Annotated in this window: 12 protein-coding genes; 7 read left to right on the top strand and 5 right to left on the bottom strand. The window is 70.5% G+C overall.

All coding sequences use genetic code 11. The features are described from left to right. The first annotated feature begins 15 nt into the window (after positions 1–15). Genes ACLJO0_RS14080 through ACLJO0_RS14070 form a run of 3 tightly spaced genes read left to right on the top strand, consistent with a single transcriptional unit; the run spans position 16 to position 2,121 of the window. The gene (locus ACLJO0_RS14080; protein WP_410578994.1) at positions 16–969 is read left to right on the top strand and encodes a TIGR04222 domain-containing membrane protein; all 954 of its coding nucleotides are present in this window, start codon (positions 16–18) and stop codon (positions 967–969) included. Then, positions 959–1,774 (top strand): DUF692 domain-containing protein, encoded by an 816-nt coding sequence (locus tag ACLJO0_RS14075; protein WP_410578992.1) that lies wholly within the window; start codon positions 959–961, stop codon positions 1,772–1,774. The genes ACLJO0_RS14080 and ACLJO0_RS14075 overlap by 11 nt, the downstream gene beginning before the upstream one ends. Further along, positions 1,771–2,121: a hypothetical protein gene (locus ACLJO0_RS14070; protein WP_410578990.1), complete on the top strand. Its 351-nt coding sequence runs from the start codon at positions 1,771–1,773 to the stop codon at positions 2,119–2,121. The genes ACLJO0_RS14075 and ACLJO0_RS14070 overlap by 4 nt, the downstream gene beginning before the upstream one ends. Positions 2,122–2,140: 19 nt before the next feature. Here the strand turns inward: ACLJO0_RS14070 and ACLJO0_RS14065 are convergent, their stop codons facing one another. Genes ACLJO0_RS14065 through hemE form a run of 4 tightly spaced genes read right to left on the bottom strand, consistent with a single transcriptional unit; the run spans position 2,141 to position 6,663 of the window. Continuing rightward, a complete protein-coding gene (locus ACLJO0_RS14065; protein ID WP_410578988.1) occupies positions 2,141–3,487 on the bottom strand; it encodes a CoA transferase in 1,347 nt (448 codons plus the stop codon). A gap of 11 nt (positions 3,488–3,498) precedes the next feature. Further along, positions 3,499–4,191 (bottom strand): hydrogen peroxide-dependent heme synthase, encoded by a 693-nt coding sequence (hemQ, locus tag ACLJO0_RS14060; RefSeq protein ID WP_410578986.1) that lies wholly within the window; start codon positions 4,189–4,191, stop codon positions 3,499–3,501. Between the two features lie 25 nt (positions 4,192–4,216). Then, positions 4,217–5,596 carry a protoporphyrinogen oxidase gene (gene hemG / locus ACLJO0_RS14055; protein WP_410578984.1) on the bottom strand — a complete coding sequence of 460 codons (1,380 nt, stop codon included), beginning with the start codon at positions 5,594–5,596 and terminating at the stop codon, positions 4,217–4,219. Beyond that, positions 5,593–6,663 carry a uroporphyrinogen decarboxylase gene (hemE, locus tag ACLJO0_RS14050; protein WP_410578982.1) on the bottom strand — a complete coding sequence of 357 codons (1,071 nt, stop codon included), beginning with the start codon at positions 6,661–6,663 and terminating at the stop codon, positions 5,593–5,595. Before hemE ends, hemG begins: the two co-directional genes overlap by 4 nt. Before the next feature lie 88 nt (positions 6,664–6,751). Between hemE and ACLJO0_RS14045 the strand changes: the two genes are divergently transcribed. The 3 genes from ACLJO0_RS14045 (at position 6,752) to ACLJO0_RS14035 (ending at position 10,362) form a co-directional block, all read left to right on the top strand. Next, positions 6,752–7,315, top strand: a complete 564-nt coding sequence (locus tag ACLJO0_RS14045; protein ID WP_199746301.1) for a DUF3000 domain-containing protein — start codon at positions 6,752–6,754, stop codon at positions 7,313–7,315. Positions 7,316–8,308: 993 nt separating this feature from the next. Then, entirely contained in the window at positions 8,309–9,025 is a 717-nt protein-coding gene (locus ACLJO0_RS14040; protein ID WP_125793682.1) for a response regulator, read from the top strand. A gap of 68 nt (positions 9,026–9,093) precedes the next feature. Then, positions 9,094–10,362, top strand: coding sequence for an HRDC domain-containing protein (locus ACLJO0_RS14035; protein WP_410578979.1), 1,269 nt, complete (start codon positions 9,094–9,096; stop codon positions 10,360–10,362). Between the two features lie 81 nt (positions 10,363–10,443). Here the strand turns inward: ACLJO0_RS14035 and ACLJO0_RS14030 are convergent, their stop codons facing one another. Further along, on the bottom strand, positions 10,444–11,100 hold the full coding sequence (locus ACLJO0_RS14030) for a TetR/AcrR family transcriptional regulator (protein WP_125793680.1): 657 nt from the start codon (positions 11,098–11,100) through the stop codon (positions 10,444–10,446). A 178-nt stretch (positions 11,101–11,278) separates the two neighbouring features. On the opposite strand from ACLJO0_RS14030, the gene ACLJO0_RS14025 reads away from it, so the two are divergent. After that, entirely contained in the window at positions 11,279–12,745 is a 1,467-nt protein-coding gene (locus ACLJO0_RS14025; protein WP_410578977.1) for an amino acid permease, read from the top strand. Positions 12,746–12,750 lie beyond the last annotated feature (5 nt).

Here is a 12,750-nt window from a genome sequence, read left to right as displayed (position 1 = left end):
TGAAAGGCCCGTGCGATGGAAGACACCTGGGGCATCCCCGGACCCACTTTCCTGGCGATCTATGGCGCACTGGTGGTGTTCCCAGTGGTCGTCGGTCTCCTGTGGACGATCGCGGTCAAGCTGGGCCGCAAGGCACCGCGCGCCGCCGTGAGCGGACCGGAGCCGACGGTGTACGAACTCGCTTACCTCGCCGGCGGCCCGGACCGGGTGGTCGACACGGCGATCGCGGCGCTGGTCGACCGCGGGACGTTGCGGGTCAGCAGCTCGAAGCAGCTCCAGCTGACGGGTCCCGAGCCCGCCGACCCGATCGAGAAGGCCGTCGCCAAGGGCTCGCGGCCCGGGTACAACGCCACGACCCGCGGCATTCGCGACCGGCTGCGGATGTCGGGGCCGATGCAGGCGCTCGCCAAGGGACTCGAGGAGCGAGGACTCGTGGTCGCCGACCGGGCGCCGCGGATCCGCCGGGTCGTGTTCTTCCTGTACCTCGCCGTGCTCGTCCTCGGTGTGGCGCGCCTGATCGCCGGGATCTCCGGTGACCACCCCGTCGGTTTCCTGATCCCGCTGTTGATCGCGGCCGGATTCGCGACGCTGGTCGCCAGGGCGGTCAAGAACAAGCGGTCGGGCCCGCGTCCGACCGGCGAGGGCGGCCGGATCCTCCACCGGGCCAGGTCCGCCCACGGGCGGGAGCGCAAGCGCGGCATCCCCAACGCGGCCGCGGTGGGCGGCACGAGCGGTGGCGCGATGATGGGCGGTGCCGTGCTGGGCGGCGCCGCCGCGGCGGTCGCGTTCGGCGGTCTCTCCTACTACCCCGACGAGGAACTGAGCGCGGCCCTGATCCCGCCTCCGGTGTCCGGCGGTTTCGGTGGCGGTTCGTCCGGCGGCGGCTCCACGTGCAGCAGCGGCGGCGGAAGCTCGTGCAGCGGCGGAGGCGGCGGGAGTTCCTGCGGAGGCGGCGGCTGTGGTGGCTGACGGGCCGGGCAGGCTCGGGATCGGCATCGGCTGGCGGCACGAGCTGGACCTGTCGATCGCGCGACTGCCCGGCGTCGACTGGGTCGAGGTCGTCGCCGAAAACCTGCACGCCGGACACTTGCCCGAGACCCTCGTCGCGTTGCGCGACAAGGGGATCCCGGTCCTGCCGCACGCGGTCTCGCTGTCGCTGGGCGGCGCCGAACCGCTGGACACCACACGCGTCGAGCATCTCGCGGAGGTCACCCGCGAGCTCGGCGCGCCGATGGCCAGCGACCACGTGTGCTTCGTGCGCGCGGGCGGCCTCGACTCGGGGCATCTGATGCCGCTCCCCCGCACCCGGGAAGCGCTCGATGTCCTGGTGGACAACGTCAAACTGACGCAGTCCATCGTGGACGTCCCGTTCGCGCTGGAGAACATCGCGGCGGTGCTGGAGTGGCCGGACGCGGAGTTCACCGAAGCGGAGTTCCTGCGGGAGCTGACCGATCGGACCGATTGCCTGCTGATCATCGACGTCGCCAACCTGTACGCCAACGCCCGCAACCTCGGCACCGATCCCGAACGGTTCCTCGACGAGATCCCGTGGGAGCGGCTGGCGTACACGCATATGGCGGGCGGTGTCGAACGCGACGGCGTCTACCACGACACGCACGCCCATCCGGTGGTCCCTGCGGTGCTGGACCTGCTGCGCGAACTGCGGCGGCGCACCGAGCCGCCGGGTGTCCTGCTGGAGCGCGACGACGACTACCCGCCCGACAGCGAACTGGCGGCCGAACTGGCCGCGCTCAGGGAAGCGGTCTCGCCGTGACGTCGCCTCGCGAGCGGCTCGCCGCGCGGCAGGCCGAGCTGCTCAAGGCGCTGCTCGCCGGGGGCGACGCTCCGGCGGGCTTCGACGCGGACAGGCTCCGCATCGAGGCGAACGTCCTGCGGAACAAGCGAAGCAGGCTGGTCGCCTACCTTCGCCCGGACCTCGCCGAGGCACTCGGAGACCGGTTCGGCCCACTCTTCCGCGAGTACGCGACGAGCAGCCCGAAGACCGACGCGATCCGCGCGCGGGCCTACGCGGACGCCTTCGGCGCGTGGCTCGTGGAGCGTGGTGAGGTCCCGAAACCGAAGAGACGCCTCGCCGGCCGCCTACGGCTACGCCGCAATTAGTCACCTACTTGCGGCGGTTTCACCAGACCGGGCGGTCGCTGCCGGGTACGTGCGTCGCTTCCGTCCACTGTGGATTCGAGCCCGGCAGCGTGCCCGCCATCTTGACCCGGGTGATCCGGCCGAGCTGACCGTCGACTTCTTCGAGCCATTCGCCGCCATCGAAGCCGGTGGGCCCGGCTTCCTTGCGCCCCAAGGAGTTCAGCCATTCCCCCGTCCCGGCGAGCGAGGTCCGGACATGCTGGGTGCCGCCCTCGGTGGCCGCCCGGCGGAGCGCGGTCATGATCGCCGCCGCGGTGAGCCAGCCGGTCGCGTGGTCGAGCGCCTGCACCGGAAGCGGTCCCGGGCCGTCGAGCCCGGCCGTCTTGCCGCCCTCGTCGGCGATCCCCGACGTCATCTGCACCAGGCTGTCGAACCCGCGCCTGCGCGCCCACGGCCCTTCCCAGCCGTAGGCGGACAGGTCCGCGACGACGATGCCCGGCCGGAGTTCGGCGATCGCTTCCGGTGAGAAGCCTTTGGCCACCAACGATCCGGGCCGGAAACCCTGCAGGACGACGTCGGCGCGGGCGATCAGTTTGCGCAGCCGTGAACGCCCGGCTTCGGTCTCCAGGTCGACGTACGCCGAGAGCTTGCCCATCCCGGTGTCGACGGCCAGCGGCGGCACGGTCGGCAGCTGGGCCGACCCGATGTGCATGACGGTGGCGCCGTGCGCGGCGAGCACGCGGCCCGCGACCGGTCCGGCGATGACGTGGGTCAGGTCCAGGATCCGCACCCCGCCCAGCGGCCGGTCGGACTCGAACAGCCGCACGGGTTCCGACGGGCCGAGCGGCCGGATGTCGGCGACCGGCAGCGAACTGGCCGCTTGCCCTTGCTTGTGCGCCAGCCACTCCTCACGGGAGCGCAGCACGGCGGCGGCACCGCCGGCGCCGACGACCGCCGACTCGACCTCGTACTTCGACTTGGCCGCGACGACCTTCTCGAACGCCGCCCGGGTCGCGGGCACGCCCAAGCCCCAGCACACGGCGGAGACGTGCCGCGGATAGTTGCAGTGCAGCCGCACCCAGCCGTCGTTCGCGCGGTAGTCGCCGGACAGCGGCGCGCTGAACGGCACCGGCTCCCCGTCGACGCGGACGTACTGCTCGCTGTGGAACGACGCGGCGGCGTGCCGGGTGTCGACCGAGACCTTGCCCGGCTCGATTCCCCGCAGCCGCAACAGTTCTCCGGCGGCCAGGGTCGCCGCGGCGATACTCGTCGCCGCCGCCTCCTCGACCCGGAAGGTCCCGGGCAGCACCGACTCGGGGCCGGTGATCTCGACGGCGTCTTCGGCGAGGGTTTCGCCGGTGAGCGTGGTCCAGACGCGCGCGTCCACGGAGGCCTTCACTAGGGCAGCAGGGTGATCAGCTCGGCGGGGGCCACCTTCGTCCCGGTGTAGAACGGGATCTCCTCGCGCACGTGGAGACGGGCCTCGGTGCCGCGCAGATGCCGCATCAGGTCGACGATGCGGTGCAGTTCGTCGGCCTCGAAGGCCAGGATCCACTCGTAGTCGCCCAGCGCGAACGACGCGACCGTGTTGGCGCGGACGTCCGGGTAATCGCGGGCCTCCTTGCCGTGGTCGGCGAGCATCTTGCGACGCTCGTCGTCCGGCAGCAGGTACCACTCGTAGGAGCGGACGAACGGGTAGACGCAGATGAACTTGCGGGCCTCTTCACCGGCGAGGAACGCCGGGATGTGGCTCTTGTTGAACTCCGCCGGGCGGTGCAGCGCGACCTGGCTCCACACCGGCGCCGACGCGCGGCCGAGCGGGGTGTGCCGGAAACCGCTGTACGCCGCCTGGACCTGCTCGATCTCCTCGGCGTGCCACCAGATCATGTAGTCGGCGTCGGCGCGCAGCCCCGAGAGGTCGTAGACACCGCGGACGATGACGCCCTTGGCCTCCAGCGCGTCGAGGTACTCGGTGGTCTCCGCGGTCGCCTTCGCGCGGTCTTCGCCGAGCTTGCCCTGCTCGGCCCGGAAGACCGACCAGGCGGTGTAGCGGATGGTGTCATTGAGCTCGTTGTAGTTCAGCCGCGCCATACCGCCATCTTGGCACTGCCGGTGCTCAGGAGCCCTCGTGGGTCGGTGTGATCCCGGCGATGCGGCGGGCGGCGGCGTCGGCGGTGGCGATGCACGCCGGGAGCCCGACGCCGTGCAGCGTCGCGCCCGCCACGGCGAGCCCCGGCACGGCCGCGACGGCGCGTTCGATCCGCTCGACGCGGATGAGGTGCCCGGTGCCGTACTGCGGGAGCCCGCCACCCCATCGGGTCACGAGGGTGTCGATCGGCTCGGCGGTGACCCCGGTCAGCCGGGCCAGGTCGTCGCGGACCACGCGCACGAGTTCGTCGTCGTCGGCGTGCAGCGCCCCCGGCTCGCCGAAGCGGCCGACCGAGCCACGCACCAGCACCGGGCCTTCGCCGTACTGCGCCCACTTGCGGGAGGAGAAGGTGAACGCCTTGGCGGCGAACGGCTTCCCGGCAGCGTCCCGCTCCCCGGCGCCGATCAGCACCCCGGACGACTCCGGCAACGCGGTCCCCGGCGGGAGCGCGAGCGCGACCACCGCCATCGACGCGAGTTCGACCTTCGCGAACACCGTCGAGGCCACTCCTGCGACACCGTCGAGCAGCCGCCGGGCCGAAGGAGCCGGGACGGCGAGAAGAACGGAGTCGGCGTCGAGGTCCTCGACCTTCCAGCCGCCGGCGGTGCGCTCGAGCGCGGTCACGGTGGTCCCGGTCCGGATCTCGGCGCGGGACAGCTCCGCGAGCCGGACGATCAGTGTTCCGAGGCCGCCCAGCAGGGTGCCGAAAACCGGCGCGGTACTCGGAGAAGCGGGCATGAGCGAGGCGGCGCCTTCGGTGAGCGAGCGCGCGCCGCGATCGATCGCGGACGCGAGGCCGGGCATGGTCGCGCGCAGCCCGAGGCCGTCCGCTCCCCCGGCGTAGACCCCGCCGAGCAGCGGATCGACGAGCCGGTCCACGAGTTCGTCGCCGAACCGCTCACGCAGCAGCTCGCCGAGCGGCACGTCCTCCGCGGGCAGTTTCAGCGGAGGCAGCGACGCCTCGGCCTCGACCAGCGCGCGGCCCTTCTCCGACAGCACCCCCGCGACCGCGTCGGCCGAGGCCGGCACGCCCATGACCGTGCCCGGCGGCAGGCCGAGCACGGAGCCGCCGGCGTGGATCTTGGCGCGGGCCTTGGTGGGGTGGACGAGGCTTTCGCCCAGCCCGACCTCGCGGACCAGGGCGAGCGCCTCGGGACGGCGGGCGAGGAAGGCCTCCGCGCCGACGTCGTAACGTTCACCGGCGAGTTCGACCGTGCGGAGCTTTCCGCCGAGGGACTCTGTCGCTTCGAAAACGACGATCCTGGCGTCTTCACCGAGCAGCGTCCGCAGCCGGTACGCCGCGGTCAGTCCCGAGATACCGCCACCGATGACGGCGATGGTCCTCATTGAAGTTCGTGCACCAGGCCGACCACGCGCGTCAGAACGTCCGGGTCGACGCCGGGCAGTACTCCGTGGCCGAGGTTGAAGACATGGCCGTCGGCCGCGCGGCCCTCGGCGTGGATGCGCCGGACCTCGGCTTCGAGCACCGGCCAGGACGCGTGCAGCAGCGCCGGGTCGAGGTTGCCCTGGACGACACCGCCGCCGAGCCGCCGGACCGCTTCGTCGAGCGGGATGCGCCAGTCGACGCCGACCACGTCGGCGCCCGCGTCGCGCATGGCCACCAGCAGCTCACCGGTGCCGACGCCGAAGTGGATCCGGGGCACGCCGTAGCCCGCGACCGCGGACAGCACCTTCGCCGAATGCGGCAGGACGAACTCGCGATAGTCCCGCTCCGACAGCGCGCCCGCCCACGAGTCGAACAGCTGGATCGCGTCGGCCCCGGCGTCCAGCTGCGCGGAGAGGAAGGTGATCGCCATGTCCGCGAGACGACCGGCCAGCTCGTGCCACAGCTCCGGCTCGGAGTGCATGAGCGCCTTGGTGTGCTCGTGGTTACGGCTCGGGCCGCCCTCGATGAGGTACGACGCCAGGGTGAACGGCGCGCCCGCGAAGCCGATCAGCGGCGTCTCGCCCAGCGACCCGACCAGCAGCCGGACCCCCTCGGCGACCCGCTCCACCTGCTCGGGGTCCAGCACCGGCAGCGCCCGCACGCCCGCGGCGTCGCGGATCGGCTCGGCGACCACCGGCCCGGTGCCCGCGACGATGTCGATGTCGAGGCCCGCCGCCTTGAGCGGGACGACGATGTCACTGAAGAGGATGGCCGCGTCGACGCCGTGACGGCGGATCGGCTGGAGCGTGATCTCGGCGAGCATCTCGGGGTCGAAGCAGGCTTCGAACATCGAGGTGCCCTCGCGCAGCGCCCGGTACTCGGGCAGCGACCGGCCCGCCTGGCGCATGAACCACACGGGGGTGTGGGCCGGGCGTTCGCCGCGCGCGGCGGCCAGGAACGGCGCACCGGGCAGGGCGCGACGGGCCGCGGGAACGGTCTGCGCGGGAGAAGCAGCTGAAGGTGACATCACGGTTCATGGTGCCATGGGCGCTCAAGGGCCTTACTCTCGGCGCGCCTGCGCCCCGAACCGGACTATCCCGTCCTACAGTCGGTTGGTGACCGCGATGACATCAGTACCCGATCTCTTCCGTGAAGCCGTCGCGGCGTTGCAATCGGTCCGGCCCCGCCCCGAAGTGCAGCTGGAGACGATGCGCCCGCCGCAGCGGCTGGCGCCGTGGTCCTACGCGGTGAGCTGCGAGGTCGAAGGACCGGCGGACGTGCTGGCGTCGGGACGGCTGGTACTGCTGCACGACCCGGACGGTCAGGAGGGCTGGGACGGGGTCCTGCGGCTGGTCATGTACGTCCGCGCGGAACTCGACCGCGAACTGGCGACCGATCCTTTCCTGCCGGCCGTGGGCTGGTCATGGCTGACCGACGCGCTGGAAAGCTCCGGCGCGGACTGGACGGCGCTGGGCGGCACGGTCACCGAGACTTCCTCGGCACGCTTCGGCGATATCTCCGGGCCCTCGCGCACCGACGATCTGGAACTCCGGGCGTCCTGGACGCCGACGGACGCGGCGCTGCGGCCGCACGGGCAGGCCTTCTGCCAGGTGATGGCGAGCGTCGTCGGGCTGCCGCCGGTGGGCGTGACCCTCTTCGAGCAGCGCCAGTCCTCCTGACGGGCGGCCCGCTTCGAGCAGATCTCGGACCTTGATCAACGGAGGATTTGGGACGTTGAGTGTCCCCGATCCTCCGTTGATCAACGTCGGGCAGGTGAGGGCCAAGAGCTCCCGAAGGCCGCCACAAGGTCTGTGAAGCCCTCGACACCCGGCCCGACACGCCGAATCCCGGCAATCGAGACATAGCATTTGGGTTATTTTGCGAGTTCCGGCCAGCTAGCGCCGCTAGGAAAGCTAGCGATACTAAGGGTCCCTTGCTATCGCCGGCGGATCGGCGCCCCGAGTACATGAAGGACCCCTTCATTGCGCCTAGCGCAATGAAGGGGTCCTTCATGTACTTGCGAAGACCTGCGAAGCGGCCGAAGGCGTCTTCGCCTACTCCATCCGCGAGCCCCTGAGAGCGTCCGTACGCCGTCGAGACCCCAAGCGGCCATCTGGACTAGACCGGCCCCGACCAGCGCGGAGCCGGTCGAACAGAGGTCTGAACCACCCCGTTCGTGCTAACCCCGCTGTCACCGTGCGCAACAAGATCAAGTGAGCCCGAAACGGCCCCGCGAACACCCCGAGACCCTTCCGGAGCGTTACCGCCAAAGTTACGGAGCGAAGCGATCATGACTCTCCGCGAAGTTGATCAAGCCCCATGCCGGGGGCGCTTTCCGGGTCCCGGCACACTGCTCTCCGAGCGTCCCGGGCAGAGGCACCGGCAGGTGCACGGCTCATCTGCACAGTCGGTTGGGCCCCGGTATCCCCAGTGCATCGTGTTCGTTCGGCGATGTGTTAGCCACCGGCTGTGTACTAGCCCGATCGTGTTACTACGAACTCCCTGAGTGACCACTGGTTTGAGATAGATACCCATTCGATCCCCCCGTGAAGGCCTCAGGGCGGCTACAGTGCCATCGACGACACCACTTTCGGTCTAAAGCTGGCGCGGCTAAACGGCCGAAAGTCCCGGTGCCGGTCGGGGGGCACGACCGACTCCAGGGAGGTAGTGACGTGGCTACCGTCGGCATTTCTCAGGCCGTCCGATCCACGCCAGCCGGTTCATTGCCGGCGAGCATGGTTCCGCACCCGCGGGAAGAGCTTTTTTCCGTGTTGGTGGTCGATGACCACCCATTGTTGAGGGAGGCAATCTCAGCAAGACTCGCACAGATGGGTGCGGGCACCGTCCACGAGGCCGCCACGGTGGCCGAGGCGAGGGCGCGAGCACAGGCCACAGGGCCTTGTGATCTGGCGATCCTCGATCTCGGACTGCCGGATGGCAGCGGCATCGAGCTGGTTACGGAACTCCGTAGCAACGGCTGGCCTCGAGTAGTGGTGCTCGCTTCATCAGACGACCCGTACGCGGTCAGGTCGGCGTTCCAGGCCGGCGCCCAGGCATACCTGCTCAAGTCGGCATCGCCGGTCGTAGTGACCGACGGCGTCCGCAGGGTGCTCGAGGGCGGCGTCTACGCGGACCCGAGCGTCGCACCGGTCCTGGCCACCGGCACCCGAGTCGCCGGCACCGACAACACCCCGCGCGAGCTTTCGGCGCGCGAGGTCGAGGTGCTGCAGCTCGTGGCCGACGGCCAGAGCAACAAGGAGATCGGCGAGGAACTCAGCCTCTCCGCTCTCACCGTGAAGTCCCACCTCTCCCGCATCGGGCGCAAGCTCGGCACGGGTGACCGGGCTCAGATGGTGGCGCTGGCCATGCGTGCCGGCGTGATCCGCTGACAAAGGCGAACAGCCCTGCGGGGCGGGCGGACCAGGCGCGGTCCGCTCGTCCCGTAGGGTCTTCACCTATGGAAGGCGACCGACCCGGAGAACCGCAGACGGACCCGAAGAACGGCACCGATGACACCGGTGGACCGGTTCTTCTGCGCGAGCCCGCCGAGGGCACTCCTCCGGTGATCGCCGACGCGACAGCCCTCGCCGAAGCCTGCGCGAAGATCGCGGGCGGCAGCGGGGCCATCGCCGTGGACACCGAACGCGCGTCCGGCTACCGATACTGGCCGAAGGCCTATCTCGTGCAGCTGCGCCGCGAAGGTGCCGGCTCCTTCCTCATCGACCCCATTCCGCTCGAAGGGCAGCTCGAACCCCTCGCGGAAGTGCTCAACAACGCCGAATGGGTGCTGCACGCGGCCTCTCAGGACCTGCCGTGCCTCGCCGAACTCGACCTGCACCCGAAGAGCCTGTTCGACACCGAACTCGCCGGACGGCTCGCCGGGTACGAACGGGTCGCCCTCGGCACCCTCGTCGAACTCCTTCTCGGCTACCAGCTGGAGAAGGGCCACAGCGCCGCCGACTGGTCGAAGCGCCCGCTTCCCGTCGACTGGCTGAACTACGCCGCCCTCGACGTCGAGCTGCTCATCGAGCTGCGCGAGAAACTCGAGGCCGAGCTGGCCGCCCAGGGCAAGCTCGAATGGGCCCAGCAGGAATTCGAGGCCGCCCGCACCGCGCCGCCGCCCGCCCCTCGGGCCGAGCCGTGGCGCCGGACCTCCGGGGTGCACAAGATCCGGAGCGCCCGCGGTCTCGCCGCCGTACGCGAGCTGTGGCAGGCGCGGGACGAACTCGCCCGCAAACGCGACCGCGCGCCGAGCCGGATCCTGCCCGACACCGCCATCATCAACGCCGTCACCGCGGACCCGAAGACCGTCGAGCAGTTGCAGGCGCTGCCGGTGTTCAGCGGCCGGGTCCAGCGCAAGTACACCGCGAGCTGGCTGCGGCATCTGCAGGCCGCCCGCGCGCTCCCCGCCGACGAACTGCCGACCCCCGCGCAGCAGACCGACGGCCCGCCGCCGGTGAACCGGTGGTCGGACAAGGATCCCGACGCTGCCGCCCGGCTCATCGCCGCCCGCGCGGCGCTGGCCGCGATCGCGGAGGACCGGCGGCTGCCGGTGGAGAACCTGCTGCTGCCGGAACTGGTGCGCCGCACCTGCTGGCGTCCGCCCGCGGACCTGAGCGAGGACGCCGTCGCCCAGGTGCTCCGCGACGGCGGTGCCCGGCCGTGGCAGGTCGAGCTGACCGTGGCGGCGCTGAGCAAGGCACTGCACGCCACCGCCGCCGCCTGACCTCGGAGCTGAAGGACGCCTTCACCGCATGTCACGCGGTGAAGGACGCTTTCGTCTCATCGCATGCGGGGAAAGTCCCCTTCAGTCCTCCAGCAGCATCCGGGCGGAGGCACGCAGCCCCGCGTCCGGTTCCCCGATACCGGCGAGCCTCAGCACGCTGTCGGCCCCTTCGACGGCGTGCGCTTCGACGTCCAGGTCCGGCTGGTCACGCCGGACGATCGCGATGCTCTCGACGAGCCCGAACACGAGGTCGGTCCGGATGCCGACGAGGTCACCGGGTACGCCTGCCGCCGCGACGAGCGAGCCGTAGACGCGTTTGAGTTCCGCCCGTTCGGCGCGGAATCGCCCCAGCCTCGGCGACGAGATCTCCGGCAGCAGGTACAGGGCGCCCAGGTTGTGCCGCGCGCTGCCGAGCAGATGGATGTCCGCGTACGCCAGCGCCCACAGCCGCGCGCCGACCGGCGCGAGCTGCGCCGAAAGCCCGCCCGCGACGTCCAGTGACGGCCGGACGGTGTCCTCCAGCAGCGCCGCGAGAATGTCCTCTTTGGACGGAAAGTGGTAGTAGAGGGACGCCTGGCGCAGACCGGCGCGTTCGGCGATGGCTCGGGTGGTCGTCGCCGCGTACCCGGCGCCGGTGAACAGCTCCCCCGCCGCGTCCAGTACGGCGTGCCGCGCTTCCCGCTTGCTCGCCGCGGCGCCGCTGGCTCTCGGCCTTCCCACCCCGGTCGTTTTCGTCATCTATCCGATCCTGCCATTTCTTCGCGAAGATCTTTGTTACGTCCGGTGGTCGGCCCAGGTTACCCAATCCGGTATCTGTTAACACCGCGCTTACCCGGCGGAGATCGGAAGGATCCCGCACGCGCTTAATTTCGGTCAGCCGATCGAAATCCGGCCCTTGAGACAGGAGCCTCCGCAAATGCCTTCCGAAGACCTTTCCGCCTTCGGGTACCGCCAAGAACTTCGCCGGACACTCGGTGGTTTCTCCGCCTTCGCCGCCGGTTTCTCCTTCGTTTCCATCCTGACCACGGTGTTCCAGCTGTTCGCCTTCGGCTATTCCTTCGGCGACACGCTCTTCTTCTGGACATGGCCGCTGGTCATCGCCGGGCAATTGCTCGTCGCGCTCAACTTCGCCGAACTCGCCGCCCGATTCCCGCTGGCCGGATCGGTTTACCAGTGGGCGAAACAGCTCTCCCCCGGATTCGGGGGCTGGCTCGCCGGCTGGATGATGCTGGTGGGCTGCGTCGTCGCGCTCGCCGGTGCCGCGATCGCGCTGCAGGTGGTCCTCCCGTCGGTCTGGAGCGGCTTCCAGCTCGTCGGCGGGGATCCGGCGATCACCTCGCCGACCGGCGCCAGCAACGCCGTCCTGCTCGGCACCCTGCTGATCGTCATCACCACCGCGATCAACGCGGGCGGCGTACGGCTCATGGCGCGGATCAACGACATCGGGGTCGCGGCGGAACTCGTCGGCGTCCTCGTGCTGGTCGTCGGTCTCGCGTCGTTCGCGGTCCGTGGCCCGCAGGTCGTGACGCAGCCGGCGGGCGAAAGCCCGGGAGCCGGCGGCGTTCTCGCTTCGGCGCTGATGGCCGCGTACGTTCTCTACGGTTTCGACACCGCGGCCTCGGTCGCCGAGGAGACCAAGGACGCGCGCCGCATCGCCCCGCGCGCCGTGCTCCGCGCGCTCTTGATCTCCGGGGTAGGCGGGCTCGCCGTCGTCCTCACCGCGCTGATGGCGGCGCCGAGCCTGACCGACGGGCAACTGGCCGGGAAGGGCCTGCCGTATGTGATCACCGCCGTCTTCGGCGACACTCTCGGCCGGGTCTTCCTCGCCGACGTCGCGATCGCGGTCGTCGTCTGCACCCTGACCATCCAGACCGGCACCGTGCGGCTGATCTACTCCATGGCCCGCGACGGCGCACTCCCCGGCGCCAGGCGGCTTTCCGCGGTGAACGCCCGAACCGGCACACCGATCGCGCCCGCCGTGCTTTCCGGGGTGCTCGCCATCGGCCTCCTGCTGCTGAATCTGGGGAACCCGACCATCTTCAGCACGATCACCGGCACTTCGGTGGTCGTGGTCTACCTCGCCTATCTCCTGGTGACCGGGCCGCTGCTGCTCCGGCGCCGTCAAGGCCGTTTCACCCCCGAGCCCGGCCATTTCTCCCTGGGGCGATGGGCTATTCCGGTCAACATCGCGGCAGTAGGGTACGGCGCGATGATGATCGTCAACATCGCTTGGCCACGAGCCGAGATCTACGACCTGGCGGGCACCGGTTCCGTCTGGGTCCTGTTGTTCCCGATCGAGTTCGTCGGCGCCGCGCTGCTCACCGGCTACCTCTGCTGGCGCCGCCGCTCCGCGCTCACCACGGTTCCCGTCCCCGCGACCTGAAGGAA

Source organism: Amycolatopsis sp. lyj-108 (genome assembly GCF_046549005.1).
Lineage (GTDB): Bacteria > Actinomycetota > Actinomycetes > Mycobacteriales > Pseudonocardiaceae > Amycolatopsis.
This window is presented reverse-complemented; position numbering and strand designations above follow the sequence as displayed.